Annotated in this window: 27 protein-coding genes; 5 read left to right on the plus strand and 22 right to left on the minus strand. The window is 66.4% G+C overall.

The annotated features are described in order from the left end of the window. Positions 1–32 precede the first annotated feature (32 nt). The 9 genes from AC3FOF_RS32805 to poxR all read right to left on the minus strand — a co-directional run bounded on the left by AC3FOF_RS32805 (position 33) and on the right by poxR (position 8,289). Positions 33–965 carry a catechol 2,3-dioxygenase gene (locus AC3FOF_RS32805; protein ID WP_017227963.1) on the minus strand — a complete coding sequence of 311 codons (933 nt, stop codon included), beginning with the start codon at positions 963–965 and terminating at the stop codon, positions 33–35. Positions 966–1,064: 99 nt separating this feature from the next. Further along, the gene (locus AC3FOF_RS32810) at positions 1,065–1,400 is read right to left on the minus strand and encodes a 2Fe-2S iron-sulfur cluster binding domain-containing protein (RefSeq protein ID WP_017227962.1); all 336 of its coding nucleotides are present in this window, start codon (positions 1,398–1,400) and stop codon (positions 1,065–1,067) included. A 13-nt stretch (positions 1,401–1,413) separates the two neighbouring features. Further along, positions 1,414–2,481: an NADH:ubiquinone reductase (Na(+)-transporting) subunit F gene (locus tag AC3FOF_RS32815; protein ID WP_017227961.1), complete on the minus strand. Its 1,068-nt coding sequence runs from the start codon at positions 2,479–2,481 to the stop codon at positions 1,414–1,416. A gap of 56 nt (positions 2,482–2,537) precedes the next feature. Then, complete coding sequence (locus AC3FOF_RS32820; RefSeq protein WP_017227960.1) at positions 2,538–2,897, minus strand: phenol hydroxylase subunit P4; 360 nt, start codon at positions 2,895–2,897, stop codon at positions 2,538–2,540. A 56-nt stretch (positions 2,898–2,953) separates the two neighbouring features. After that, entirely contained in the window at positions 2,954–4,468 is a 1,515-nt protein-coding gene (locus AC3FOF_RS32825) for an aromatic/alkene/methane monooxygenase hydroxylase/oxygenase subunit alpha (RefSeq protein ID WP_276268046.1), read from the minus strand. A gap of 67 nt (positions 4,469–4,535) precedes the next feature. Continuing rightward, positions 4,536–4,820 (minus strand): MmoB/DmpM family protein, encoded by a 285-nt coding sequence (locus tag AC3FOF_RS32830; RefSeq protein ID WP_017227958.1) that lies wholly within the window; start codon positions 4,818–4,820, stop codon positions 4,536–4,538. A gap of 10 nt (positions 4,821–4,830) precedes the next feature. Beyond that, a complete protein-coding gene (locus tag AC3FOF_RS32835) occupies positions 4,831–5,826 on the minus strand; it encodes an aromatic/alkene monooxygenase hydroxylase subunit beta (RefSeq protein WP_488728986.1) in 996 nt (331 codons plus the stop codon). Between the two features lie 72 nt (positions 5,827–5,898). Beyond that, positions 5,899–6,117 carry a phenol hydroxylase subunit gene (locus AC3FOF_RS32840; RefSeq protein ID WP_017227956.1) on the minus strand — a complete coding sequence of 73 codons (219 nt, stop codon included), beginning with the start codon at positions 6,115–6,117 and terminating at the stop codon, positions 5,899–5,901. Positions 6,118–6,573: 456 nt separating this feature from the next. Further along, complete coding sequence (gene poxR, locus AC3FOF_RS32845; protein WP_488728987.1) at positions 6,574–8,289, minus strand: phenol degradation transcriptional regulator PoxR; 1,716 nt, start codon at positions 8,287–8,289, stop codon at positions 6,574–6,576. A 176-nt stretch (positions 8,290–8,465) separates the two neighbouring features. On the opposite strand from poxR, the gene AC3FOF_RS32850 reads away from it, so the two are divergent. Continuing rightward, entirely contained in the window at positions 8,466–9,437 is a 972-nt protein-coding gene (locus AC3FOF_RS32850; RefSeq protein WP_488728988.1) for a patatin-like phospholipase family protein, read from the plus strand. 82 nt (positions 9,438–9,519) lie between these two features. After that, positions 9,520–10,737, plus strand: coding sequence for a CaiB/BaiF CoA transferase family protein (locus AC3FOF_RS32855; protein WP_488728989.1), 1,218 nt, complete (start codon positions 9,520–9,522; stop codon positions 10,735–10,737). A gap of 224 nt (positions 10,738–10,961) precedes the next feature. Here AC3FOF_RS32855 and AC3FOF_RS32860 read toward each other — a convergent pair whose 3' ends face one another. The 11 genes from AC3FOF_RS32860 to AC3FOF_RS32910 all read right to left on the minus strand — a co-directional run bounded on the left by AC3FOF_RS32860 (position 10,962) and on the right by AC3FOF_RS32910 (position 19,986). Then, on the minus strand, positions 10,962–11,615 hold the full coding sequence (locus AC3FOF_RS32860; RefSeq protein ID WP_488728990.1) for a peroxiredoxin: 654 nt from the start codon (positions 11,613–11,615) through the stop codon (positions 10,962–10,964). A gap of 210 nt (positions 11,616–11,825) precedes the next feature. Continuing rightward, positions 11,826–13,052 carry a polyhydroxyalkanoate depolymerase gene (locus AC3FOF_RS32865; RefSeq protein WP_488728991.1) on the minus strand — a complete coding sequence of 409 codons (1,227 nt, stop codon included), beginning with the start codon at positions 13,050–13,052 and terminating at the stop codon, positions 11,826–11,828. A 115-nt stretch (positions 13,053–13,167) separates the two neighbouring features. Then, positions 13,168–13,368 (minus strand): DUF2905 domain-containing protein, encoded by a 201-nt coding sequence (locus AC3FOF_RS32870; protein WP_017227949.1) that lies wholly within the window; start codon positions 13,366–13,368, stop codon positions 13,168–13,170. 120 nt (positions 13,369–13,488) lie between these two features. Then, positions 13,489–13,809, minus strand: a complete 321-nt coding sequence (locus tag AC3FOF_RS32875) for a Rieske (2Fe-2S) protein (protein ID WP_017227948.1) — start codon at positions 13,807–13,809, stop codon at positions 13,489–13,491. A 1-nt stretch (position 13,810) separates the two neighbouring features. After that, a complete protein-coding gene (locus AC3FOF_RS32880) occupies positions 13,811–14,179 on the minus strand; it encodes an SUF system Fe-S cluster assembly protein (protein WP_017227947.1) in 369 nt (122 codons plus the stop codon). 4 nt (positions 14,180–14,183) lie between these two features. Further along, positions 14,184–14,627: a Fe-S cluster assembly sulfur transfer protein SufU gene (sufU, locus tag AC3FOF_RS32885; RefSeq protein ID WP_017227946.1), complete on the minus strand. Its 444-nt coding sequence runs from the start codon at positions 14,625–14,627 to the stop codon at positions 14,184–14,186. Then, a complete protein-coding gene (locus AC3FOF_RS32890; RefSeq protein WP_017227945.1) occupies positions 14,627–15,895 on the minus strand; it encodes a cysteine desulfurase in 1,269 nt (422 codons plus the stop codon). Before AC3FOF_RS32890 ends, sufU begins: the two co-directional genes overlap by 1 nt. After that, positions 15,892–17,220, minus strand: a complete 1,329-nt coding sequence (sufD, locus tag AC3FOF_RS32895) for a Fe-S cluster assembly protein SufD (protein ID WP_051078510.1) — start codon at positions 17,218–17,220, stop codon at positions 15,892–15,894. The genes AC3FOF_RS32890 and sufD overlap by 4 nt, the downstream gene beginning before the upstream one ends. Continuing rightward, a complete protein-coding gene (gene sufC / locus AC3FOF_RS32900; RefSeq protein ID WP_017227943.1) occupies positions 17,217–17,987 on the minus strand; it encodes a Fe-S cluster assembly ATPase SufC in 771 nt (256 codons plus the stop codon). The genes sufD and sufC overlap by 4 nt, the downstream gene beginning before the upstream one ends. Positions 17,988–18,042: 55 nt before the next feature. Then, positions 18,043–19,491, minus strand: coding sequence for a Fe-S cluster assembly protein SufB (gene sufB / locus AC3FOF_RS32905; RefSeq protein ID WP_017227942.1), 1,449 nt, complete (start codon positions 19,489–19,491; stop codon positions 18,043–18,045). A 24-nt stretch (positions 19,492–19,515) separates the two neighbouring features. Then, on the minus strand, positions 19,516–19,986 hold the full coding sequence (locus AC3FOF_RS32910) for an SUF system Fe-S cluster assembly regulator (protein WP_017227941.1): 471 nt from the start codon (positions 19,984–19,986) through the stop codon (positions 19,516–19,518). Between the two features lie 368 nt (positions 19,987–20,354). Between AC3FOF_RS32910 and AC3FOF_RS32915 the strand changes: the two genes are divergently transcribed. From AC3FOF_RS32915 to AC3FOF_RS32925, 3 genes are read left to right on the plus strand one after another with little or no spacing between them, the layout of a single operon-like run. After that, positions 20,355–21,413, plus strand: coding sequence for a D-alanyl-D-alanine carboxypeptidase family protein (locus AC3FOF_RS32915; protein ID WP_488728992.1), 1,059 nt, complete (start codon positions 20,355–20,357; stop codon positions 21,411–21,413). 50 nt (positions 21,414–21,463) lie between these two features. Further along, complete coding sequence (locus AC3FOF_RS32920) at positions 21,464–21,811, plus strand: hypothetical protein (protein ID WP_017227939.1); 348 nt, start codon at positions 21,464–21,466, stop codon at positions 21,809–21,811. A gap of 15 nt (positions 21,812–21,826) precedes the next feature. After that, positions 21,827–22,537, plus strand: coding sequence for an SDR family oxidoreductase (locus AC3FOF_RS32925; protein ID WP_017227938.1), 711 nt, complete (start codon positions 21,827–21,829; stop codon positions 22,535–22,537). 15 nt (positions 22,538–22,552) lie between these two features. On the opposite strand, the gene AC3FOF_RS32930 is transcribed toward AC3FOF_RS32925, so the two are convergent. Both AC3FOF_RS32930 and AC3FOF_RS32935 read right to left on the minus strand, forming a co-directional pair. After that, positions 22,553–23,581 (minus strand): ribonuclease Z, encoded by a 1,029-nt coding sequence (locus AC3FOF_RS32930; RefSeq protein WP_488728993.1) that lies wholly within the window; start codon positions 23,579–23,581, stop codon positions 22,553–22,555. Positions 23,582–23,587: 6 nt separating this feature from the next. Then, the gene (locus AC3FOF_RS32935; protein WP_276265382.1) at positions 23,588–24,769 is read right to left on the minus strand and encodes an FIST signal transduction protein; all 1,182 of its coding nucleotides are present in this window, start codon (positions 24,767–24,769) and stop codon (positions 23,588–23,590) included. Positions 24,770–24,829 lie beyond the last annotated feature (60 nt).

Here is a 24,829-nt window from a genome sequence, read left to right on the forward strand (position 1 = left end):
CGCAGACAATCGGGATCGGTTCTCTCCCGCGCTCAGGTCAGCACGCTCAGGAACGCATCATTCAGTTTGCGGTCGTGATAGAAGATCGCCCGTCCAAGTTCGTTGTCGGTCCAGGTGATGGTGGGCTTGTCCGGATAGTGGATATAGCCGCCGGAGAACACCTCGTTGCGGTTGCCCGAGGGATCGAAGAAATAGATGGTGGCGCCGCGCGTGATGCCGTGCCGGGTAGGCCCGATGTCGAGCGACACATCCTTCTTGGAGATGATGTCGGCGGCCTTCAGCACCTCGCCCCAGTTGTCGAGATTGAACGAGGCATGATGGAACTTGTTCTTCTCGGCGTGCCGGATAAAGGCGATGTCATGCGCCTTGTTGGAGCAGGTCAGGAACGCGCCGATCATCATCTTGTCGGGGCCCGCCACCACCTCCTCGGCCAGCGTGAAGCCGAGCACATCACGGAACAGCCTGACCGTGCCATCCAGGTCGTCGCCGTACAGCAGGCAATGATCGAAGCGGCTCGGCGCCATGCCGCGCAGGTCGTCCGGCCACGGGTCCGGGTTGCTGTCGCCCGTCATGCAGCCGAGCTTGTCCTTGTCGGCAAAGAGCTCTATGGCATGGCCGGTGGGAATGGTGAAACGGAAGCGCACGCCGGTACGCAGATGCTCGCCGGCGGGGATCCACTGGCAGTCCGATGCCAGCCCGGACTGCTCCACCGCCTGCGCCAGCCGCTCCAGCGTGCTTCCGCTATCGACGCGGAAGCCCATATAGTCCATGCCCGGGCTGTCGGCCTCGCGCAGCACCACGCTGTGGTGGTCATGCTCGTCCCACGCCTTCAGGTACACGCGGCCCTTGTCGTCGCGCGCGGTTTCGATCAGCCCGAGTACGTCGATGTAGTGTTTCAGCGCCGGTTCGAGTTCCAGCACGCGCAATGCCACGTGCCCCGGGCGCAATACGCCTGTCAATGCCATGACGGTCTCCTTGATGATGGGGTTATCGGTCCATCTTTTTGTTGCTGCTCTTATTGCTGCTCTTTATTGCTGCTCTTATTGCTGCCTTTGTTCCTGCCGTTATTCCTGTCCGCCGCTGGCCGCCTGCCGCGCCCGCTGCCGGTCCAGGCAGCGCTGCAGCAGCGCCACCGGCCGCAGGCGGATATCGCCGTCGGGATACGTCTTGCAGGCCAGCACCAGGCCTTCGCCCTCCTCCGCCTCGGACAGGCAGGCGCGGCTCATCTTGCCGGTGCGGTAGCGGCCGGCTTCGATGCGCACCTTGCAAACCCCGCAGCCGCCGCCGCGGCAGCCGGCGGGAATGCCGCGCTGGCCCAGCGCTTCCATGGCGCGCAACAGGTTCTGCTCCGGCGCGCAGGGGTAGCACTGGCCGCTTCCCGCGATCTCCACGGTATGCATGCCGCGCCCTCCTTCAGATCTTGAACAGCGGGCTGCGCGCGCTGTTCTGCGCATCGCCCGCCGAGATGAACTTCTCGGTATGGATATCCTCTTCGAACAGCCGCCCCTGCATCAGCGTGCGGATGCACGCCTCGATCATCGGCGGCGGCCCGCACAGATAGGCCTTGTGGCCACGAAAGTCGGCAGCGGCGCCGTTGGCATAGAGCCCATGCAGGACCTCATGCACATAGCCGCGCGCGCCATCCCAGCCGCTGTCGGCGGGCTCGTCGGACAAGGCCGGCACATAGCGGAAATTCGGGTGCGCCTGGGCCAGTGCGCGAAACGCTGCATCGTAGTAAAGCTCCGTGCGATTGCGGGCCCCTTGCACCAGCGTGATCGGCAAGGTCTCGCCTGCCGCCAGCAGGTCCAGGATCATGGCGCGCGGGCTGGACAAACCCGATCCGCCCGCCAGGAAAAGCATCGGCACCCGAGCGGACTTGCGCACGAAGAAACGGCCATAGGGCGCGGAGAAACGCAGCGCGTCGCCCACGGCAAGCCGCTCGTGCAGGTAGCCGGTGGCCTGCCCGCCCTCGACGCGCCGCACGTGCAGCTCCACCAGGTCGTCGCCCGGCCGGTTGGCCAGCGAGAAGGCGCGCGGCTGATCGCAGCCCGGCACCTGCAGGTTGAGGTACTGGCCGGCCTGGAAGGCCGCGGCGGCGGCGCCCTCCACGCGCAGCCAGATGCCGCGGATGGTCGGCGTCAGGTCCCGCGTCTCCACCACTTCGGCGCGATAGTCCGCCAGCGGCAGGCCAAGGGCGTCGGCATCTTCCTCGATGTCGGCCTCGATCACCATGTCGGACTGCGCGGTGGCGCAGCAGGCCAGGCACTGCCCGCCGTCTCGCTCGAAATCCATCAGCGCGAAGCTGGAGGCCTCGCCATGCTCGAATTCGCCCTCCACCACCTGCACCTTGCAGGTGGCGCACAGCCCGTGGCAGCAAGCGTGAGGCAGCCACACACCATTGCGCAGGCAGGCATCCAGCACGGTCTGGCCCGGCGCGATCGGGATGGTCTGTCCGATCGGTTCAATGGTCAGGGAATACATCTTGGTCTCCTTCTGGTCCTTCTGGTCCTTCTGGTCGTTCCAGCCGCGGCGGCGGATCAGCTGCAGCTGCCCGCGATGCCATCCAGCCCCGGCGTGCGGAAGCGGATCACCGCCTTGTGGCCCAGGCCGTTCTCCTCCAGCGTGCGATCGAGGTCCGGCTGCCAGGGCTCGCTGCCGCGCAGCCATTCCACGCGGCTCCAGTCGATGCGGGCAAAGTCGGGGTGGTAGCCATAGACGCCGGGCAGCACGTTCTCCACCACGTCGCGCATGCGCATCGCCGGAGGAAAGGGGAAGCAATGCGGCGCGCAGAACAGTAGGTGGCGGTCCCAGCCGATATAGAGCAAGCGGTTGCCGTGGAATGCGGATTCACGGTCCGCCGCCTCGAACGCGTAGGGGCCAATGGATACGACTGACATGGTTGTCTCCTTATCTCTTGTTTCGTCTTGTCTTTTATTTCCGGCCTGCCCGCCGCTCAGGCGGCGGTGCCCGGCACGCCTTTCCACGCATTCCAGTTCTTCTGGTCCTGCGAGCCCTCGAAGTCGAGGTTGTCCGCGCCGGGGTTGAGGCGGTACCACTTGAGCACGTCCTCCAGCGAGGCGCCGCCGCAGTTGCCCTGGTAGATCTGGTGCACGGGCAGCCAGGCCTGGGCGTACTTCTCCGGCTCGCCGTCGAAGATGTCCTTGCAGCCGTCCGAGCAGAAGTGGAACTTCATGCCGTGGTAGCTGCTCTCGCGGTAGCAGGTCTGGGTGGGGTCGTCGGGCTCCGAGAACACCATCGGGATCTGGCAGGTCTGGCAGAGCATCGGCAGCGTACCGTTGTAGAACCGCTCGCCGGCCTGCTGGCGCTCCTGCCAGTAATCGAGCCGCGGCTTGTAGTAGCGCGCGAAGGTGTCGGGATACTTCTCGGTGAGCCATGCCATCTCGTCGGCCTTGGGCACCCAGGTATGGAAGCCGGCCGCGCCGGCATAGTTGTAGAAGGTGCCCCACGCTTCGTGCGTGATGCGGTCCTTGGTCTTGGTCGCCGTCTCGTGGTACTTGGGCATGCGCAGGCCGTAGCGCTCCAGGTCCTTGAACAGCGCCCCGCCGGCCTGCTCGAAGTACATCTCCCAGGCCTCGGCCCACGACATCACGCGCTTGGGCAGCATGTAGTCCATCATCATGCCGACCAGGGTGAGCAGGCGGAAGCCGCGCCAGAACCATTTGTCCAGCCATTTCTGCAGGATGGGGATATTGTCCGGGTCCTGCTGGCAAAGGAACTTCACCACCTCCAGGCCCAGCGTCATGTGGCGCGATTCGTCGGACTGCGCGGAGAAGCCGAAAGTCACCGTGGCCATGTCGCCGTTGTAGGCCGCGCCGGACATGAAGGGCATGAACAGCAGGTTGGTCAGCACATATTCGAAGGAGAACGAGATCGCGGTAATGAACTCGAACGGCCCCGCGCTCATGGCGTCCTCGAAGTAGGACTTGGGCACCGACAGGTACCAGACCCGGTCGTGCATGTGCTGCCACTCGCCGAAGCCGTGGAAATACTTGTTGTAGACCGACAGCGTGTGCATCTGCGTCTGGGCATGGCGCAGCTCGTCGATCGACTGCATCTGCGCCGCCACGCGCGCGCCGGCGCCGCGGAAGTGCCGCCCGAGGTGGGCATAACCGCGGTGCGCCGCGTACTCGAGCGGGGTCACGCCGGTCAGGAACAGGCGCAGCGCGTTCAGGTAGCGCGGGTCCGAGACATTGAGGTGGCCGTTGTTCTGCACGAAGGAGTCGATGATCGCGTACAGCTTGCGCTCCTTCTCCGACTGGTACTTCCAGTAGGCATCCATGGTCATGCGGAACGGGTCTTCCCATTTGTCCCAGTCATGGATCTTGATGCCTTCGTACTTGTCGTAGGGGAAGACCTTGTCCATCGGTTCGTAGGTGGTCTCCCAGCCGAGATCGCGCGTCATCGTCGCGTACTTCTCGCGCAGGTTGAGTTTCTTGCGTGCGTCCATGATGTCTCCGTTGTCTTTGCCGGGGCCGCCGGCGGGCGGTTTTGCCGGGCTGTGTGGTCGGGCTGTCTCAGGCGTTCCAGTGCAGGGTGAAGGCGTCGTCGTCTTCGTCGATGTTTCCCGACAGCGAGATCAGGTTCAGGTGGATCTCCTGCAGGTCCCACTCGCGTCCGAGCTTTTCCGAGACCAGGCCGCGCACGATGGTCAGGTGCCCCGGCGCGTCGATCTTCACCATGGCGGGAAACTGCGACACCACGGCGTGCGGGTTGGCCTCGGTGATGGCTTCGATGATGGGACGGGTGTCGTCGTTGCTCTGCAGGGCGATATAGACGTTGGCAATGGCGTTTGCGGTCATGGCGGGCTCCTCAGGCGGCAAGGCCAAGCTTGTGCAGGCGCACGTCGAACTGCTCCAGGCACAGCGCGACCATCTGCTCGCCGCCCTCGCCCAGCAGCGTGTCGGCCACCGGCACCAGCGCCTGGCCCACTTGCGTGCGCGCGGCGCGGGCCCAGCCCGACAGCAGCGCGCGGTTGGCGTCGGATTCGGCGGCGGCGGTCTGGATCACCGAGTCGACCCAGCGTGCGTGTTCCTCCCGCCAGTCGTTCATGAACTCGGTCAGTACCGCCAGCCCGGTGCCGCAGGCACGCACGATGGCGGCGTCGGCGTGCTGGTAGACCAGCGGGTACAGCAGGCCGTCAAGCACCAGGTTCTGGGCGACGAAGGTCTCGAACCAGTCTTCGATCACAAAGCTGTGCTCGACAAAGCGGCGCAGCGGCTGCCAGGCGGCACTCTCCATCCAGGCCACCTTGGCGCGTTCCAGCGCCACGCCGGTATTGCCGTCCAGCAGCATGCCGATGCGCGACAGGTATTGGGCAATGCCCAGGCGGTCCATCGCGCAGTAGGTGCAGGCCTGGGTAATGGCCGTGCCCCAGCCATAGTCCGCGCAATAGAAATTGTTCATGTTGGCGCCCCACTCCACATGGCGCAGCGGCAGCAGGCCGTCGGCCAGGCGGTCCTGCCATTCGGCCGGCAGCGCCTGCAGCAGGCCGCGCTTTTCCACGAAGGCGAAGCTCTTCTCGGTGGCATCCTGCTGGCGGCCGCGCGCGGTCACATAGGCGCCGTAGAAGTACTGGCGCGGGTCCTTCAGCGCGTACCAGTCTTCCATCACGACAGCGGTGCGGCGCTTGTCGTAGATCGCGTAGCGCGGGTCCCAGGTGGGGCGGTAGTGGAAGTTGACTTCCGATTGCACATCGTAGGTCGCCTCCTGGTAGCGCGAGGCCGGCTTGTCGCCGAAACGGCGCGCCACGTGGCCGTAGGTCTGGCGCAGCGGCTGGATCTGCTGGGTCTTGATATCGACTTGCATCGCTTGGTCTCCTGGTTCGTGCTGTTTTTCTATGTGGGGGGTATGCCGGATGGCGGCGCTCGCGGCCCGCGCTCAGTCGTCCTGTTCGAGCGCCGGTATCTCCGGCGGCAGGAAGCGCACGTGGTTGACGCTGCAGAAGGCCTCGAACATCGGCTCGGGCATGATCAGCTCGACGTTGAGCTCGGGGTCCGCCACGCTGAACGCGAACTGCACGAAGCCCTCGGGCGTGCGGCCGTCGACGCGTACATACCTGGGCGTGGATTCGAACAAGGGGACCGACTGGTTGATCATGGCGCGCTCCTTCGCATGGCTTGTAGGCGTTCTATTGCGAAGAGCGTGCCAGCAGCCGCAATCAACGGCGGCACAAGGAGAGCGGGACATGGAGCGGCGTTGGCTTGCGCGTTTACCCGAAGCGATCCCGGCGCCGCGTGTCCATCAATTGATGAACCTGCGGGCAGCACTTGATCAAATGATCAAAAGCCGCGCCAGGCGGCGGTTTGCGGTCAGCACGCCAGGATCCGGAACGTCTTCCGCGCCGCAGCAGCACAGGCGCCGTGGCAACGCCGGCGCCAATGGATTGCGGGGATGGCGCGCGCATGCGGCGCAGCATGCGGGGATAGCCGCCTGCCGGGCGCGCCGACACCCCCTTCATCAAATGATCAAACCGGCGAACAGGCGGCCTGGCCACGCGCGCGCAAAGAAAACGGCGCGCCCGAAGGCGCGCCGCATGGCGATCCATGTGCCGCGTCAGGACTCGCCTGTACTCCGCACGCCGCGCGTCTTCCAGCGATAGGCAAGCTGCGGCCGCGTGATGCCGAGCAGCCGCGCCGCCTGGCTCATGTTGCCGCTGGCGCGCTGCATCGCGGCTTCCATCAGCACCGTCTCGACATCGCCCAGCGCGAGTTGCTGCTCGGCCATATGATCGAGCAAGCCGTGCACCGCGGCCTCGCGCAGTTCCGGCAAGGTGCCTCCGGCGCCCAGGCGTGGCGCGGTGTCCATGGCGGGCGGCGCGCTGGTGGGAAGGAACAGGTGGTCCGCGGAGATCTGGCCGCCGTTGCAGGCCAGGATCACCCCGCGCTCGATCACGTTCTCCAGTTCGCGCACATTGCCCGGCCAGTCGTAGCGGCGCAGTTCGGCCAGCGCGCGGTCGGTGATGCCGACGATCTTCTTGCCGTGGCGCGCGCCGTAGCGGGCGACGAAGCGTTCCACCAGCAGGCGGATGTCGTCGAGCCGTTCGCGCAGCGGCGGGATGGTGACGGGATAGACGTTGAGCCGGTAGTACAGGTCCTTGCGGAAGGTGCCCTGCCTGACCGCCTCGGCCAGGTCCACATTGGTGGCGGCCACCAGCCGCACATCCACCCTGCGCGGCTGCGTGCCGCCCACGCGCTCCACCTCGCCTTCCTGCAGCACGCGCAGCAGCTTGGACTGTGCCTGCGCCGACAGCTCGCCCAGTTCATCCAGGAACAGGGTGCCGCCATGCGCCCGCTCGAAGCGGCCCGGACGCGACTGGTGCGCACCGGTAAAGGCACCCTTCTCCACGCCGAACAGTTCGGCCTCGATCAGCTCATCGGGGATCGCCGCGCAATTGACCGCGACAAAGGGCTTGTCAGCGCGCGCGCTCACACCGTGCAGCGCCTGCGCGAAGCGCTCCTTGCCGACGCCCGTCTCGCCCAGCAGCAAGACCGTGACGTTGCTCCCGGCGGCGCGCTGCAGCAGGCCCCAGGCGGCACGGAATTCGGCCGAGCAGCCCACCAGGTCCACCGGCTTGTCGGGACTGCGTTGCAGTGCGCGCAGGTGCTCGACCTCGCTCTGCAGCTGCAGGATGGTCTCGATCACCGGATCGGGCCGGTACAGCGCCAGCGCTTGGGCACCGTCTTCCCATTCTTCCAGCGGCTTGCCGACGATACGGCAGTGATCGTGGCCGCAGGCTATGCACTCCACCTCGCGGTAGAGGATGGTGCGGCCCATCAGCGCCGAGGTGTAGCCGGTGGCGTAGCCGATCTGCATCCAGCAGGCCGGCGCATCGACGATGCCGAAAAGCTGGCGGTGCACATCGCCTTCGAAGGAATCTTCCCAGAGGAATTCGCCATCGTAGATGCCGGCGGCGATATCGATATCCACCTTGACCGGCGTCACCCGCACCACGCCCTCGATGGTATGCAGGCAGGGCCCGATCTCCAGCAAGCCGAAATCGCTCTGCCCCGGGCGCAGCTTCTTGGCCAGTTCCGCATCGCGCATGCCGGAATGAAAACCCATGCGGGTAAACAAACCCCGCGCGCGCTCCATCCCGAGGGTATCCACCAATTCCTTGCGCAAGGCGCCCAGTGCCGCCGTGTGGATCAGGATCATGCGCTGCTCGTCCAGCCAGATGGAGCCCTCCTCCATGGCAAAGCGCAGGCGCCGTGCGAGATTGGCAAGGCCATCGCGCATGGTGGCCGAGAACTTGTCGGTAGAACTACTCATCGTCTCCTCTCTTGGCGGCGGAAAGCCTCCGCTCGCTCGTGCTTTTTCTAGCACTGCATGCACATTATGTGCCATCGGCGCCGCGCCACCGCACAGATGCCTGTCAAGCCGGTGCAATGTCGCCTATGCTTTTCTTTGCAGGATTACTGCGCGCATTTTGCATTGCACCACGAACCATGGAAAAAACCGCCTTTGTCTTTGCCGGCGGCGGCAGCCTCGGCGCCATCGAGGCCGGCATGCTGCGCGAACTGGTGGCCTGGGGCATCAGGCCGGATATGGTGATCGGCGCGTCCGCCGGCGCCATCAACGGCGCCTACTATGCCTGCAACCCGCATGCTGCCGGCACGGCCAGGCTGGAGACGCTCTGGCGCGGCCTGCGCCGCGCCGAGGTGATGCCATGGTCGTGGCGCAGCCTGTTCGGCATGCTGCGCGGGCAACGCGCGCACCTGGTGGAGTCCGCCGCGCTGCAGCGCCTGCTGTCCCGCCATTTCGGCGATATGGCGATGGAGCGCGCGGAGTTGCCGCTCTATGTGGTCGCCACCGACATGCAGACCGGCGCGGAGGTGGTGCTGTCCTCCGGCAGCCTGGTCCAGGCGGTGCTGGCCAGTGCGGCCATCCCCGGCGTATTTCCGCCCGTCATGCTGGGCGGGCGTACCCTGATCGACGGGGGCGTGGCCAACAACACGCCAATCTCCACCGCCATCGGCCTGGGCGCCACCCGCGTGGTGGTACTGCCCGCCGGTTTCGCCTGCGCCCGGCGGCGCGAACCGCGCGGCCCCATCGACCATGCCTTCAACGCGCTGTCGCTGCTGGTGGCGCGCCAGCTGGTGCAGGACCTGGAGCGCTGGGCCGACCATGCGCATATCGCCGTGGTACCGCCACTGTGCCCGCTGGACGTCTCCCCCTACGACTACACCCAGTGCGGCACGCTCATCGACCGGGCCGCCGCCGCCACGCGGGCCTGGCTGAATGCCGACGGCCTCAGCAGCAGGCACATACCCGGCGCGCTGCACCCGCACTCGCACGACGAGGCCAGCCCCAGTTGCGATTTCGATCCAAGCCAGGCGCCACATATACACAACCCGGACGCGTCGCGCGATCCCCATCAACCCCAAGCCGGCCACACGCACGCTTCCGCCCGGCAGTAAGCCGGCTTCCACATCGGCGAATTGCGTGAGCGCCCGATCCGGCCAATGATGCCGGATCTCTCTTTCTCCGGGTGGCAAGCTCATGAGCGCAATTCTCGAAGGCATCAAGGTACTCGACCTGACGCGCGTGGTGGCAGGCCCGTGGGCCACGCAGAACCTGGCCGACATGGGCGCCACCGTCTACAAGATCGAGAAGCCCGGCGACGGCGACGATACCCGCAAGATGGGACCGTTCCTGACCGATGCCGATGGCGCGCAGACCAACGACTCGGCCTTCTATCTCGCCTGCAACCGCGGCAAGCAGTCGGTCACCATCGACATCTCCAGGCCGCAAGGCGCGGAACTGGTGCGGCAGCTGGCCGCCCGCTGCGACGTGGTGGTGGAAAACTACAAGGCCGGCAGCCTGAAAAAATACGGCCTGGACTACGAATCCATCCGCGCGCTGCGCCCGGACGTGATCTATTGCTCGGTCACCGGCTTCGGCCCCGACGGCCCCTACGCCGCCCGCCCGGCCTATGACTTCATCCTGCAGGGCATGGCCGGCCTGATGAGCACCTGCGGCCAGCCCGACGGGACGCCCGGCGGCGAGCCGATGCGCACCGCCATCCCCATCACCGACATCCTGACCGGCCTTTACGCCACCATCGCCCTGCTGGGCGCGCTCTACCACCGCCAGGCCACCGGCGAAGGCCAGTACATCGACGCCGCCATGCTCGACGCCTCGGTGGCCGTCAACGGCCACCTGGCGCTCGGCTACCAGATGACCGGCAAGCTGCCGCGGCGCGCCGGCAACACCAATCCGGTGGCGGCCCCCTCCGAAGTCTTCGCCTGCCGCGACGGCCACCTGATCGTCGCCGCCGGCAACAACGGCCAGTTCGCCGCGCTCTGCAAGCTGCTCGGCTGCCCCGAGCTGGCCACCGATGCCCGCTTCGTGCAGAACCTCGGCCGGGTGACCCATCGCGACGCGCTGCGCGACGCCATCGGGTCGCGCATTGCCGGCTGGAGCACCGCCGAACTGCTGGCAGCGCTGGAGCACGCCGGCGTGCCCGGCGGGCCGATCAACCGGCTCGACGAGGTGTTCGAAGACGCACAGGTCAGTCATCGGGATTTGCTGATGCACCTGCCGCACGGGCGCGGCGTTGCCGCGCCGAGCTTGCGGAGTCCCCTGCGGTTTTCGGCCACGCCGGTACGGATGAAGTGTCCGCCGATGCTGGGGGAACACACGGCGCAGGCCCTTGGGGCTGAGCTGGGGTTGCGGGAAGAGGATATTGCAGCGTTGCGGGAGAAAGGCATTCTGTAGCTGGCCCGGCCCCGGCGACTGCACAGTCGACTACCCAGGCATGACTGGTTGCGGGCCTCGAACGCCGCCACTGCAAAAGCTCGAGTCCAGCGGCAGGCCGCCGCCCCTGGGGGCGGCGGCCCAAGTCCCGGGCTGGCCGGGAAAGCGGGCAAGGGACCGCGCCGGCCCACGGCCGGCGGTGCACGCCCCCGTCCCGCCGCCCTCCCCGGCGTTCGGCCCGCGCCTTACTTCGGCTGCGATACCACCCGCAGGTATGGCTTGAGGGTCTTGAAGCCCTGCGGATACTTCTTCCTGGCGTCTTCGTCGGATACCGAGGTGGGGATGATCACGTCTTCGCCCGGCTTCCAGTTCACCGGCGTGGCTACCGTGTGCTTCGCGTTCAGTTGCAGCGAATCCAGCAGGCGCAGCACCTCGTCGAAATTACGGCCGGCGCTCATCGGATAGACCAGCATCGCCTTGACCTTCTTGTCCGGCCCGATGAGGAACACGGAGCGCACCGTGGCATTGTCCACGGCAGTGCGCGGCCCGCCACTCGCGTTCGGATGGATCATGTCATAGAGCTTCGCGACCGTGAGGTCGACGTCACCGATCATCGGATAGTTGATGGCGTGGCCCTGCGTTTCCTCGATGTCCTTGACCCAGGCCTGGTGGTCGCTTACCGGGTCCACGCTGAGTCCGATGATCTTGGTGTTGCGCCGGTCGAATTCCGGCTTGAGCCCAGCCATATAGCCCAGTTCGGTGGTGCAGACCGGGGTGAAATCCTTGGGATGGGAAAACAGGATCGCCCATTGGTCCCCGATCCACTCGTGAAAACGAATCTTCCCCTCCGTGGTGTCGGCAGTGAAATCAGGCGCCTCGTCACCGATGCGAATCGACATATTCAACCTCCATAAGGTGAGCGGATGCGAGTCGCGGGAAGTCCGGCATGATCGTGGCTGCATCCCCAGCTACTCCCGGCTGGGAGCATCTAGGTCAGTATAGTGATCGGCGACAGGCTCGAGGCATTTATACAGGTGGCGCAAGCGCTACACCGCATGGACTGCCGGCGGATCGCAGCGAGCGTGCCGGTCCATGCATGCCATGCGCCCTCAGGCATATTGCCGGAACAGGTCGCGCACGGCGGGATAAACCACGGTTCGCCACAATGGCCCGGAGAACAGATCATAGTGGCCGCACTGGCGAACCGTGACGTGGCGCTTGCGGCGCGCGGCGATGCCGCGGCACAGGTCGTGCGCCGCCTGGGTCTGCCCGCGGCCGGAGATGTCGTCCAGTTCTCCCTCCACGGTGAGCAGCGCCGTGTCGCGGATGTCCTGTGGCCGCACAGCCTGCCCCTGCACGCTCCAGTTGCCGCGCGCCAGCCGAAACTGGTGGAACACGACGCGGATGGTGTCCAGGTAAAACTCGGCCGCCATGTCGAGCACCGCGTTGTACTCGTCGCAAGCGCGCCGGTGTACCGGCGCGCGCTCGGCGTCGCCCTGCAGCAGATCGAGATAATAGTCCCACTGCGAACCCACGATGCGGGCCGGATGCGCCATCATCAGGCCGGCATGCTGCAGGAAGCTCGGGTACACCCTGCGGCCCGCGCCGGGATAGTGGTCCGGCACCGCGTAGATCAGGTTGGACTGAAACCACGCCAGCGGATGGCGGGCCGCCAGGCGGTCGACCGCGGTCGGGTTGCGGCGGGCGTCGATCGGACCGCCCATCAGGACCAGGCTTCTCGGCGTCGGCTCGCCGGCGCTGGCGAGCAGCGAAACCGCCGCCAGTACCGGCACGGTGGCCTGGCAGACGGCGAGCACATGCAGGCGTTGGCCGCCGATATGGCGGATAAACGACTGTATCAGGCCGACATAGTCGTCCAGGTGGAATGCCCCCTCGGCCAGGGGCACATAGCGCGCGTCGCTCCAATCCGTCACATAGACCTCATGCGCGGGCAGCAGGCTTTCCACCACTTCACGCAACAGCACGGCATGATGGCCCGCCAGCGGCGCGCACACCAGCACCGCCGGCCTCGGCCCGGGCGCGGTGGCCGGACCGTGCGCGAATCGCAGCAGACGACAGAATGGCCCCTCCAGCACCACCTGCTCGTCCACCGGCACGATGCGGCCCACGGGGTCGACGGCGGCGACGCCGAAGGCAGGCTTGCCATAGGTCTTGCCTAGCCGGTGAAGCCAGTCATAGCCCGCGGCAAGGCAGGACGCCCCGGGAACATGGGCAAAGGGACTGCCGGGATCGGCAAAGGCGTGCGTGGCCTGCGCCGCCCAGGCGGACCACGGCGCGAGCAGCGAGCGCTGGTACTCGATGAACTTGTACAGCATATGGGACATCCGGAAGATCGCGCTGGGCGGACTTTCAATATATGCCGGAGCGGCGCCGGGACAAAGCCCAGGCAACGCCGCGGCCCGCGTCCCGGCGACGGGCCAGCCGCCCGCATCACCGGCCGATCAGCCAGACGATCAACGATGCCACCGCGCTAACGAGCAGCGACGATGTGATCGGAAAGTACAGGTGGAGGTGCTGACGATGAATCACGATATCCCCGGGCAAGTGACCGAGTCCGAGCCTGGATAGCCATGGCCAGAGGAGTCCGCCCGCCACCAGGATCAGGCCAAGGACGATCAGCGTGCGCGACATGACAAGCCTCCGCGGATGGGTTGGTGCCCGAGACGATAGTCCGTTGCCGGGAACGCAGGGGGTATCCATCGGAATACGAATCGGAATCGGAATCGGAATCGGGGAAATGCATGGCGCGGCCTAATCCCAGCGATCGTCCCTCACCTGCACCTTGCCGCCCTCGACCCGGACCGGGAAAATCGCCACCGGTTCGCAGGCCGGCGGAGACAGCGCCTCGCCGGTGATGAGCGAGAAATGCGCGCCGTGACGCGGACAGACGACTTCCTCGCCCTCCACGTCGCCGCCGCAAAGCGGCTCCGCTTCGTGGGAACACATGTCCTCGACGGCACGATAGCTGCCGCCCACATTGAAAACCGCGACCTGCACCCCGTCGACATCGACGGTACGGCTGGTCCCGGGCGCAAACGCGTCAGCCGGCGCAACGTCGACCCAATCGCTCATCTCACAACAACCCGAGCGCCAGCCGCGCTGCCTCGCTCATCCGCTCTCGCGACCAGGGCGGATCCCACACCAGCTCGACCTCGGCTTCGTCCACGCCGCTGACTTCCATCACAGCGCCCTCCACCACGCCGGGGAAGGCCTGCGCCACCGGACAACCTGGCGCAGTCAGCGTCATGCGGATGCCGACCTTGCCGGCGGCTTCGTCCACGGACAGGCTGTAGACCAGGCCCAGGTCGTAGATATTGACCGGTATTTCGGGGTCATAAACGGTACGCAGCGCCTCTATCACCCGCCCCTCCAGCGTGTCCAGGTCCGGCTCGGGCCTGTCTTCATGCGCCTCGGCCTTGCGCAGCCAATCGATCATGCTCATCGCTTCACTCCGTTGAAACCGGCTCGGCGCTGCCGTGCAAGGCGGCCTGCATGGTATGCCAGGCCAGCGTTGCGCACTTCACACGCGCCGGAAACTCGCGTACGCCGCCCAGCACCTCCAGTTTGCCCAGCGGCACGCCGGCCGGGGCCGATCCGGTCACCAAGGCATGAAAGCTGGAGAACAGCGCTTGCGCCTGCGCTTCGCTCTTACCCTTCAGCGCCTCGGTCATCAGCGATGCCGAGGCGGTGGAGATGGCACAGCCGGCGCCGTCAAAGCTGGCATCCTCGATCACACCATGGCTGACTTTCAGGTACAGCGTCAGCCGGTCGCCGCACAGCGGGTTGAACCCCTCGGCCCTGCGGTTCGCTCCCGCCAGCCGCCCGCGATTGCGCGGCGAGCGGCTGTGGTCGACGACGACTTCCCGGTAGAGATCGAGCAGATCGGACATCAGGCAAATACCTCCTGCGCCTTGCGCACCGCACCGAACAGCGCATCCACTTCTTCTCGCGTGTTGTATAGCGCGAAGGACGCGCGCAGCGTGGCGGGCACGCCGAACCGCGCCATCACGGGCATGGCGCAATGGTGCCCCGCGCGCACCGCCACGCCTTCCAGGTCGAGGATGGTGCCGGCATCATGGGGATGCACGCCATCCAGGACGAAGGAGAGGATGCTCGCCTTGTCCGCGGCCGTCCCGATGATGCGCAGGCCGGCTATCTGCGCAGCCTGCCTGGTGGCGTACGCCAGCAGCGCGTGTTCGTGGGCCGCGATGGCGGCCAGGCCGGCCGCGCTCACATAGCCGATCGCTGCGCCCAGGCCGATCACGCCGGCGATATTGGGCGTGCCGGCCTCGAATTTGAAGGGCAGCGCGTTGTAGGTGGTCTTGCGGAAGGTGACCTCGCGGATCATGTCGCCCCCGCCCTGGTAAGGCGGCATGGCATCGAGCAGCGCGGCCTTGCCGTAGAGCACGCCGACGCCGGTGGGGCCATAGAGCTTATGTCCCGAGAAGGCATAGAAATCGCAATCGAGCGCCTGCACATCCACCTGGAAGTGCGGCACGGCCTGGGCGCCGTCGACCAGCACCGGAATGCCCCTGGCATGCGCCAGCTCGACGAGTTGCCGCACCGGGTTGACCGTGCCGAGCGCGTTGGAGAGATGCGTCAGCGCGACCAGCCTGGTCCGGGGGCCAAGCAGGCGTTCGAATTCTTCCAGCAGCAGCTCGCCTGCGTCGTTGATCGGCGCCACCCGCAGGCTGGCGCCCGTGCGCTCGCATGCCAGCTGCCACGGGACGATGTTGGAGTGATGCTCCATGGCGGTGACCAGGATCTCGTCGCCGGGCCGCAAGCGCTGCCCGTAACTCGCCGCCACCAGGTTGATCGCCTCGGTGGTGCCGCGCACGAACACGATCTCCTCGCGGCGGGCGGCGTTGATCAGGCCTTGCACGGCGTCGCGCGCCGCCTCGTAGGCATCGGTCGCGCGCTGGCTCAGGGTATGGACGCCGCGGTGGATATTGGCATTGAGCGCCGCATAGTAATGCGCTTCGCAGTCGATCACGCTTTGTGGCTTCTGGCTGGTGGCGGCGTTGTCCAGGTAGACCAGCGGCTTGCCGTTGACCGTCTGCCGGAGGATCGGGAAATCCTGCCGCAGCCGCATGACGTCCAGGCCGGCGGCCGGGACCACGCGTCCCAAAGCGCTGCGTTCGTCGGCGGCCGTGTTCATGGCAGCGCCCTCACCGGCGCAGGCAGGTGCCCGCGCAAAAGTGTCTCCAGCCTCGCCTGCAAGGAAGCCAGGCCAAGCCGCTTGACCATCTCCCCGGCGAAGGCGAAGGTCAGCAGCGCCCGGGCCGAGGCATCGTCCACCCCGCGCGAACGCAGGTAGTAGATCTGCTCGGGATCGAGCTGGCCCACAGTGGCGCCGTGGCTGCATTTGACGTCGTCGGCATAGATCTCCAGCTGCGGCTTGGTATCGATCTCGGCATCCGCGGACAGCAGCAGATTGCGGTTGGACTGGTGCGCATCGGTGTGCTGGGCATCGGCATGCACCACCACCTTGCCGTTGAAGACAGCGCGCGAGGCGCCTCCCAGCACGCCCTTGTAGAACTCGCGGCTTTTTCCGTCCGGGCTGGCATGGTCGATGCGGGTGTGGTGGTCGATATGCTGCCGGCCGCCGGTCATGTACAGCCCGTCGAGCGAGCAGTCGGCGCGCGCGGCATTCAGCCCGACCTGGATATCGACCCGCGCCAGCCCGCCGCCCAGGGCGAAGGCACTGGAGGTGAAGCGGCTGCCGTGCCGCTGGTCCACGTTCACGCCGGCGACGTGGAACGCCTTGAGGCTCTCCTGCTGCAGCTTGTGGTGTTCGACCTGCGCATCGCGCGCGGCCGCGATATCGGTGATGCTATTGGTCAGGTAGCCAAGGCCGTCCATGCCCACGTGATGCTCCACGATGCAGACTTGGCTCCCCGCTTCCGCCGTCACGAAATTGCGCGTATGGATGGCCAGTTCCGGCTCCGTGGCGAGAAACAGCAGGTGGATCGGCCGCTCGGGAGCAGCGCCCGCCGCCAGGCGGATACAGGCGCCGTCGGCCATGAAGGCCGCGTTCAAGGCGGCGAAACCGGACGGGTAGCCGCCGGCGCTGCCGCAAAGCAGCGCTTCCACGCGCTCCGGCGCGCACTCCAGCACGGCGGCGAGGCTGACCAGTTCCACTCCGGCCGGCAGCGCGCCGATGCGCGACCATTGCGGCTGGTAGCGGCCGTCGACGAATACCATCAGATGCGCGTCGGGCAAGGCAAGCGACGCGATCCGCGCGGCCAGGGCGGTGTCCGGCTTGCCGGACTGCCCCGGCTGCGCGGCAAAACGGCTGCGCTCGATGGCGGCCACGCTGGTGTACTTCCAGTCCTCGTGGCGCAGCGTCGGAAACCCGGTCTGCGCGAAGTGTTCCAGCGCCTGCTGGCGCGCGCGTGCAAGCCAGGGCAATCGCCGGCCGGGCAAGGCGGCCGCGACGCGGGCAAATTCGGCCATATAGTGTTCCACGCCGCTTATACTCATGCCTGCGACTCCGTGGCGGCGAAGGCCTGTGTCTCCGCCCCCCCATAGCCATGGCGCTCCAGCTCGAGCGCCAGCTCGGGCCCGCCGGACCTGGCAATTCGGCCCTGCGCCAGCACATGGACGCGGTCCGGCACGATGTAGTTGAGCAGCCGCTGGTAATGGGTAACCAGCACGATGGCGCGTTGCGGGCCGCGCATGGCGCCGATGCCGCTGGCGACGATCCTGAGCGCGTCGATGTCGAGGCCGGAGTCGGTCTCGTCGAGAATGGCGAGCCTGGGCTCCAGCACCGCCATCTGGAGGATCTCGTTGCGTTTCTTTTCGCCGCCGGAGAAGCCCTCGTTCACCGAGCGGTAAAGCAGGCCCGGGTCCATCTCCATGAGCCTGAGCTTGTCCTTGACCAGCGCGAGAAAATCCATGGCGTCCAGCTCCGGCTCGCCGCGGTGCTTGCGCACAGCGTTGAGCGCGGCCTTGAGCAGATAGATGTTCGAGACGCCGGGGATCTCCACCGGATACTGGAAGGCCAGGAAAATGCCAGCGCGCGCGCGCTCTTCGGGCGGCATGCCCAGCAGGTTCGCGCCGTCGTAGAGGACTTCGCCCGCACTCACGACATAGCGGTCCCGTCCAGCCAGCACATGGGCAAGGGTACTCTTGCCGGAGCCGTTGGGACCCATGATGGCATGCACCTCTCCTTCCTTCACGGCAAGGTCGATGCCGCGCAGGATAGGCTTGTCGTCGACGCTGACGTGCAGGTTGCGGATTTCAAGCATGGCCGTGTCTATGCTCCGATGCGGCTGCAGCGGGGCGCCGCCTTGCGCGCTCCCCTCAGCCGATGCTGCCCTCCAGGCTGACGCCCAGCAGCTTCTGTGCTTCCACCGCGAATTCCATCGGCAGCTCCTTGAACACTTCCTTGCAAAAGCCGTTCACGATCATCGATACCGCATCCTCGGGGCCGATGCCGCGGCTTTGGCAATAGAACAGCTGGTCCTCGCCGATGCGCGAGGTGGAGGCCTCGTGCTCGACGCGGGCCGTGGGATTCTTCACTTCGATATAGGGAAAGGTATGGGCCGCGCATTTGTCGCCCAGCAGCAGCGAATCGCACTGCGAATAGTTGCGTGCGCCGATCGCGCTCCTCGCCATCTTCACCAGCCCGCGGTAAGCGTTGCTGCCGTGGCCGGCCGAGATACCCTTGGAAAGTATCGTGCTCCTGGTGTTCCTGCCGAGGTGGGTCATCTTGGTGCCGGTATCGGCCTGCTGGTAGTGGTTGGTCAGCGCCACCGAATAGAACTCCCCGACCGAGTCGTCGCCCCGCAGGATCACGCTCGGATACTTCCAGGTAATAGCCGAGCCGGTCTCCACCTGGGTCCACGAGATCTTCGAGCGGGCGCCGCGGCAGTCGCCGCGCTTGGTCACGAAGTTATAGATGCCGCCCTTGCCTTCCTTGTCGCCCGGATACCAGTTCTGCACCGTCGCGTAGCGGATCTGCGCGTCTTCCAGCGCGATCAGTTCCACCACCGCGGCATGCAGCTGGTTCTCATCGCGCATCGGCGCGGTGCAGCCTTCCAGATAGCTGACGTAAGCGCCCTCGTCAGCAATGATCAGGGTACGCTCGAACTGCCCTGTCTTCTGCGCATTGATGCGAAAGTACGTGGACAACTCCATCGGGCAGCGCACGCCGGACGGGATGTAGCAGAAAGAGCCATCGCTGAACACCGCCGAGTTGAGCGCGGCGAAGTAGTTGTCGGTGTAGGGCACGACCGAGCCGAGGTATTGCTGCACCAGCCCGGGGTGCTCCCGCACCGCCTCCGAGAAAGAGCAGAAAACGATGCCAAGCTCACCCAGCTTGCGCTTGAAGGTGGTCGCCACCGACACACTGTCGAACACAGCGTCCACGGCAACGCCCGCAAGCAGCTCGCGTTCCTGCAGGGGCACGCCCAGTTTCTCGTAGGTGCGCAGCAACTCCGGATCGACCTCCTCCAGCGTCATGGGACCGGCCTTCCGGGAGCGCGGCGCGGAGTAGTAGGCGATCGCCTGGTAGTCGATGGGCGGGTGCCTGACCGTCGCCCAGTGCGGTTCGGACATCGTCAGCCAGTGACGATAGGCTTTGAGGCGCCACTCCAGCATGAATTCCGGCTCGCCTTTTATGGCCGAGATCATGCGGATCACGTCCTCGCTCAGGCCGCACGGCACCGTGTCCGTTGCCACGGGCGTGTAGAAGCCATGCCGATAGCCTTGGCCGATCAGTGTGTCGAGCGTGTGCGCCGGGGTTGCCATGGTCTGCCTTTTGGTTGCCGTGTGTCACTCGAATGCCTGCTTGCGCCCGGCCGCCTTCCAGGCGTGCAGCATGCCGATGTCCACCGGGTGGCATGTCGGTTGCGTCATGTCCGCCAGCGTCACGCCATCCAGGGCATGAAAGATGGCCAGGCTGATGCGCTGCCAGTTGGCGCGGATGGCGCAGGAATCTTCCTGGGCGCATAGGCCGGCTGCGATGCTGCATTCGGTCAGGCCGGCAGGGCCTTCCATGGCATCGATGACCTGGGCGATCGAGATATCCCGCGGCGCCCGCGCCAGCAGGTAGCCGCCCTTCGCACCGCGCAGCGAATGCAACAGGTCCTGCCGGGCGAGCATCTTCAGGATCTTGCTCGCGGTCGGCACCGCCACACCGATCTCGGCGGCGATTTCGGCGGCACTATGGATCCGGCCCGGATCGCGCGCCATGTGCGTCATGATCACCGTGCCATAGTCGGTCAGTTTGCTTAGTCTGAGCATCGCCTCCACCCGTACCCGCGATTGCGCGATTGCGCGATTGCCAACTAGAACCAGTTTAGTCCTCTTTTCTCCGGAGCGCGGCGGCCCTTGCAAGGCGGCCGGCAGTGCCCCTCCGATGGATCGCGATAGTCACAGGGGGCACGCCCGCGACGTCATCGGCATCCGCGCCGATATCCGCATGGACAGTCCACGAGCATGTCGTTCTGGAAATCCGGGCGCCACGCCATATCGTTCGATTCCGCACTGTATTCACGGCCGGGTCTCCAATAATATAAAGGCGTAGGCCCTGCGCGTGCCGGGCCTGTCCTCGTGCTGCAGCGAAGCGGTGGTGATTCATGGCGTCAACTGGCCTGCCCCGGGAACCAGGGATGGCTTTCTCCGCTTTTCCGCGCTGCCGGAATCCGGCTGTCCGCCTGCTGCCCCAATGGCTGGAGAAAACAAGAGCATTCGCCGCCTGCCTGCTCCTTGGCATCGCGTCGCTGAATGCGGGCGCGCAGGCGCCATTCCTGTATTCGCGCAGCGCGGTCGTGTACGACGTGGCGCATGGCCAGGCATTGCTGGAGAAGAACCCCGACGAACCCGCGCCGCTGGCCTCGCTGACCAAGCTGATGACCTCGATGGTGGTACTGGACCAGCATCCGGCACTGGACGAAGCGCTCACCGTCGACGCCGGCGACATCGACCGGCTCAAGCACTCGTCGTCCCGCATCCCGGTCGGCACGACCCTGGCGCGCATGGAGATGCTACGCCTGGCTCTGATGTCGTCGGAGAACCGCTCGGCCTCGGCGCTGTCGCGCGGCATGGCAGGCGGCCACTCTGCCTTTGTCGGGACGATGAACGGGAAGGCCAGCGCGCTGGGCATGACGGGCACCCACTTTGAAGATGCCACCGGACTGTCGCCGCAAAATATCTCCACCGCGCGCGATGTCGCACGCATGGCCGAGGCGGCGTCGCGCTATCCGCTGATCCACGAATTCACCACGCTTTCGGGATACGGGGTGGAGGTGAACGGACGGATGCTGCACTACCACAATAGCTCGCCGGTACTTGGCCGGCCCGGCTGGGACGTCCTGCTGTCGAAAACCGGCTTCATCAACGAAGCCGGCTACTGCATCGCGCTGGAGGTGAACGTGCAGAACAGTCCGGTGATCATTGTGCTGATGGGCGCCACGTCTCACCGCCGGCGCATGGCCGATCTGGTCTCGATCCGGAGTTGGCTGCAAGGCGAACCTGCGCCATCGGCCGCCCTGCTGCAGGCTGCGTACTACCCGGGAAGGCCGTTTCATCATCATCGGGCCAGGGCCGTGCCGCATCATGGCAGGTTCCGGCTCGCATCGTATCCGGCGAAGCCGGCAGCGAAGATCCACGGCCCTGGTGCCAGGCACAAGGCGGGCAGGCGAAATGAAGGGCGCGTTTTACGAAGCTGACGACGCCGCCGGTTTGCCCGGTCGCCGCCAGCGTTCTGGTGGAGCCAAGTATGCGCTTCGAAGCATTTTCCTTTGGGACCCTGTGTATTGATGGGGTGACTTACCGGTACGATGTCGTCATCGATCGCGGGCAGGTCCGCAAACGCAAGAAGAGGCCATCCAGGCAGTTCCGCGACGCCTATGGACATACACCGCTGTCGGTCATGGAAGACATACCCTGGAATTGCAGCCGGCTGGTGATCGGCACCGGCACCGGGGCGCTGCCCGTCATGGAAGACGTGAGGCGAGAGGCCAGGCATCGCCACGTCGAACTGGTCATCCTGCCGACCGCCGAAGCCATCGCGAAGCTGGAAGCCCACCCTCGCCATGCCAATGCGATCCTGCATCTCACCTGCTAGTGTCTAGCGTCCAGCATGGCCAGCCAGCCCGTCACCGTCATCACCGGCGCGAGCCGCGGTCTCGGCCGCGCCGCCGCGCGCCACCTGGCTGCGGTGGAAGGCCACCTGGTCGTAGCCACGGCACGCCAGGCGCAGGATCTCGAAGCGTTGCGGCTCGAACCCGATCTGGCCGGCTGCCCGATCGCCTGCCACCCGCTCGACGTCACGGACGATCATTCGGTAGCCGCCCTTGGCGAGTGGCTGGCCGAACGCTTCGGCCGCGTGGACGTGCTCATCAACAACGCCGGCGTCTCGCTAGACCGCTACAGCACCAGCCTGTTGACGCTGCCGCTCGATACCTTGCGCCGCACCCTGGAGACGAATCTCTTCGGCGCGCTGCGGGTCACGCAGGCGCTGGCGCCGCTGCTGCGCGCCAGCCACGCCGGCCGGGTGGTCAACCTGTCCTCGGGCATGGGGCAACTTGCGGAGATGGCCAGCGGTGTGCCGGCCTACCGTATATCGAAGACGGCGCTGAATGCCGTCACCCGCATCCTGGCCGCCGAGCTGGCCGCCAGCGGCGTCAAGGTCAACGCGGTATGCCCTGGCTGGTGCCGCACCGGCCTCGGCGGCCCCGATGCGCCGCGTTCGCCCGAGCAGGGCATCGACACCGTGGTCTGGCTGGCGACGTTGCCGGACGACGGACCCAGCGGCGGCTTCTTCCGCGATCGCCAGCCGATTCCCTGGTAGCGCATCAGCGCATCGCTATCCCTGTACCGTGCCCGGCGCGCCGGACCATGCCGCCTGCACCTCGGCAATCAATGCGGCCGACCGCCCCTGGTAGCGCGGCGAGAAGTGAAAAGGCACGACCGCCCGCGCGCCGAGGCGGCGCGCGATCAGGCCGGCCTGAGCCGCCGTCAGGTGGTTCTTGCGCACGCCGTGCGCCTTATCCTCGTCCAGGAAGACGCTCTCGATGAACAGCAGGTCCACGCCCTGCATCAGTTCGGCCAGGGTCCGCACGTTCGCGTCCGTATAGCGCAAGTCGGTCACGTAGCCGATGCGCTGCCCGGGTATGGCGTCGAGGACGAGATGGCTCAGCTCGCCGACTTGCCGGGTCAGGGCGTGCTCGCCACCCCGGTCGCGCCACCGCACCAGGATCGGCGAGTCGTCCGCGGCGCCGTTCAGTACCGCGTGCTTCAGCTCTCGCAGCCAGGCGCCAGTGGTCAGCCCCAGCGCCGCCAGCCGGTCCTTGTCGACGCCGAGGCGAGCCTTCTCCTCGATCAGATAGGCCACGCAAGGCGTCTCGTGATCGACGAAGCGGGCGCGTACGCGGAAGGTGGTCTCGTCGTGCGCCACATCGCTGGTGCGGGCGATGGGCGGGGCAGGCTCGCGCGCAAAGCGGCGGCGGCTGGAAAAACGCGCGCACTGCGTCTGTCCTTGCAGCCGCAGTTCACGCGCCTCGATGACCAGCTCGACCGCATAGCGATGGACCACGTTCCAGGTGTAGGCGCGCAGCTTGTGCTCGACCTGCGCCAGGAAACCGGGCCCGCCGTACAGCACGATGCCGGCCTTGCGCCCGAGCAGCACCCGCAGCAAATGGTCGAAGCCCGAAAAATGGTCCATATGCGTGTGGCTGACGAACACATGCGACAGACGCATCAGCTGGCCCGGCATCAGCCCGGTGATGTCGCCAAGGTCGAACAGCAGCGCTCGCCGCTCGTCGCGAAAGTCCACGAACAGGCCCGGGTCGCCGAAGGCGTCATTGACGAGCCGTGGTTCGAACAGCGCGCGCATGCCTGCTCAGCGCTCCGTGAAGACCGTCAACACCCCGGTGTAGCCATAAAGGTGATCCCTTGCGATCTCGCCGCCGGCGAAGAATCCCGCCAGCGGCACATCGCCCAGCGCATTGCGCACCGTTTGCAGCTCTGCATGCGGCGCGCCGAAGTGCGGTCCGCCCCGGCCCGAGCAACTGATATAGAGCGCGCCCAAAGCCTGGCCAGCCACACCGCTCTCGAGTTCGGCGCGGATCTCGGTGGCGATGCGCACCAGGTCCACCCGCGCCGCCGCGGGATTGCGCCTGCAGAAGGCCACCCGCATGCCGGGCTCGGCCACGTCCGCCAGCGCCAGTACCCGGTGCTGCACGTCCACGCCGAGCAGATGCCGCACCACGGTATCCGTGCCGAAGCTGCCAGGCAGCCCGGGCGCATCGTCGGCGCTCGTGTTCAGGCCCACCAGCGTGGCGGACAGCATACGCGACAAGGTCTCGTCGGGCACATCGCGTTCGAGTCCGAGATCTCGCAAGACGCAGTCGAGCGCGGGCTCGCCGTCCAGTTCGAACAGCAGGTTATGCGTGGCATGGGTAACGGCGCGCGCCGGCCCGATCGGCTGGCATCCTTGCGTCACGCGGGAGATCAATCCGATCTCGGGGCCGAACAGCACACCCGACAGGCCACCGGAGAAAACGCCATCGGCGATGTGCAGCGTGCGGTCGCGCGCCGACGAGAGGCCACCAAACAGGTAGCCCGTGGCAGTACGCATGCTCAGCTCGCGCAGCAGGTCCTGGACATCCGGCGTGCTGCCTTCGGCATGCACCAGCGCGGTATGGGGCACGAAGCTGGAGGATGCCGGAGGCAACGGCTGGCGCCCGGAAAACAGCCGGAACGCGGTGCGCGGCAATGCCGCCAACATGAGCGCCACGGCAGGCTCGTCGATAAACTCGACGCCGTTGGCGCAGACGCCCACGCCTGCCGTACCTACCCAGGCCACGCCCGGCCAGCGCTTCTGCAGCGCAGCGAGCATGGCCTCCGCCGCCGGCGCGTAATAGTCGCTCAGGTAGCACCAGCCGAGCGTGAATGGCGCGGCCCCGCCTGGCTTTGCCTGGCGCGCCGCCGTCTGCGCGTCAAGCTGCCGCTGGCACTCGGCCAGGGCCACCTTCCAGTCGCCATGGGCTGCGTGAGCATGCACGAAGGAAGCGTCAGACATGGCCACTCGGTTGAGGTGAGGAACGAGGTGGAGGTGGTGAAGGTGGTGACTCGCTGTGTT

It is taken from the genome of Cupriavidus sp. 96C5-1, assembly GCF_057798855.1.

Excerpts from the sequence above, each read along its gene's own strand:
- AC3FOF_RS32870 (WP_017227949.1), bottom strand. The coding sequence starts at position 13,368 with ATGTCGCGCACGCTGATCGTCCTTGGCCTGATCCTGGTGGCGGGCGGA.
- AC3FOF_RS32920 (WP_017227939.1), top strand. The coding sequence starts at position 21,464 with ATGCGCTTCGAAGCATTTTCCTTTGGGACCCTGTGTATTGATGGGGTG.
- AC3FOF_RS32935 (WP_276265382.1), bottom strand. The coding sequence starts at position 24,769 with ATGTCTGACGCTTCCTTCGTGCATGCTCACGCAGCCCATGGCGACTGG.
- AC3FOF_RS32880 (WP_017227947.1), bottom strand. The coding sequence starts at position 14,179 with ATGAGCATGATCGATTGGCTGCGCAAGGCCGAGGCGCATGAAGACAGG.
- AC3FOF_RS32825 (WP_276268046.1), bottom strand. The coding sequence starts at position 4,468 with ATGGACGCACGCAAGAAACTCAACCTGCGCGAGAAGTACGCGACGATG.
- AC3FOF_RS32810 (WP_017227962.1), bottom strand. The coding sequence starts at position 1,400 with ATGCATACCGTGGAGATCGCGGGAAGCGGCCAGTGCTACCCCTGCGCG.
- AC3FOF_RS32890 (WP_017227945.1), bottom strand. The coding sequence starts at position 15,895 with ATGAACACGGCCGCCGACGAACGCAGCGCTTTGGGACGCGTGGTCCCG.
- AC3FOF_RS32805 (WP_017227963.1), bottom strand. The coding sequence starts at position 965 with ATGGCATTGACAGGCGTATTGCGCCCGGGGCACGTGGCATTGCGCGTG.
- AC3FOF_RS32815 (WP_017227961.1), bottom strand. The coding sequence starts at position 2,481 with ATGTATTCCCTGACCATTGAACCGATCGGACAGACCATCCCGATCGCG.
- AC3FOF_RS32865 (WP_488728991.1), bottom strand. The coding sequence starts at position 13,052 with ATGCTGTACAAGTTCATCGAGTACCAGCGCTCGCTGCTCGCGCCGTGG.
- AC3FOF_RS32930 (WP_488728993.1), bottom strand. The coding sequence starts at position 23,581 with ATGCGCGCGCTGTTCGAACCACGGCTCGTCAATGACGCCTTCGGCGAC.
- AC3FOF_RS32850 (WP_488728988.1), top strand. The coding sequence starts at position 8,466 with ATGGAAAAAACCGCCTTTGTCTTTGCCGGCGGCGGCAGCCTCGGCGCC.
- AC3FOF_RS32820 (WP_017227960.1), bottom strand. The coding sequence starts at position 2,897 with ATGTCAGTCGTATCCATTGGCCCCTACGCGTTCGAGGCGGCGGACCGT.
- AC3FOF_RS32875 (WP_017227948.1), bottom strand. The coding sequence starts at position 13,809 with ATGAGCGATTGGGTCGACGTTGCGCCGGCTGACGCGTTTGCGCCCGGG.
- sufC (WP_017227943.1), bottom strand. The coding sequence starts at position 17,987 with ATGCTTGAAATCCGCAACCTGCACGTCAGCGTCGACGACAAGCCTATC.
- sufD (WP_051078510.1), bottom strand. The coding sequence starts at position 17,220 with ATGAGTATAAGCGGCGTGGAACACTATATGGCCGAATTTGCCCGCGTC.
- AC3FOF_RS32925 (WP_017227938.1), top strand. The coding sequence starts at position 21,827 with ATGGCCAGCCAGCCCGTCACCGTCATCACCGGCGCGAGCCGCGGTCTC.
- sufU (WP_017227946.1), bottom strand. The coding sequence starts at position 14,627 with ATGTCCGATCTGCTCGATCTCTACCGGGAAGTCGTCGTCGACCACAGC.
- poxR (WP_488728987.1), bottom strand. The coding sequence starts at position 8,289 with ATGAGTAGTTCTACCGACAAGTTCTCGGCCACCATGCGCGATGGCCTT.
- sufB (WP_017227942.1), bottom strand. The coding sequence starts at position 19,491 with ATGGCAACCCCGGCGCACACGCTCGACACACTGATCGGCCAAGGCTAT.
- AC3FOF_RS32830 (WP_017227958.1), bottom strand. The coding sequence starts at position 4,820 with ATGACCGCAAACGCCATTGCCAACGTCTATATCGCCCTGCAGAGCAAC.
- AC3FOF_RS32910 (WP_017227941.1), bottom strand. The coding sequence starts at position 19,986 with ATGCTCAGACTAAGCAAACTGACCGACTATGGCACGGTGATCATGACG.
- AC3FOF_RS32860 (WP_488728990.1), bottom strand. The coding sequence starts at position 11,615 with ATGTCGATTCGCATCGGTGACGAGGCGCCTGATTTCACTGCCGACACC.
- AC3FOF_RS32915 (WP_488728992.1), top strand. The coding sequence starts at position 20,355 with ATGGCTTTCTCCGCTTTTCCGCGCTGCCGGAATCCGGCTGTCCGCCTG.
- AC3FOF_RS32855 (WP_488728989.1), top strand. The coding sequence starts at position 9,520 with ATGAGCGCAATTCTCGAAGGCATCAAGGTACTCGACCTGACGCGCGTG.
- AC3FOF_RS32840 (WP_017227956.1), bottom strand. The coding sequence starts at position 6,117 with ATGATCAACCAGTCGGTCCCCTTGTTCGAATCCACGCCCAGGTATGTA.
- AC3FOF_RS32835 (WP_488728986.1), bottom strand. The coding sequence starts at position 5,826 with ATGCAAGTCGATATCAAGACCCAGCAGATCCAGCCGCTGCGCCAGACC.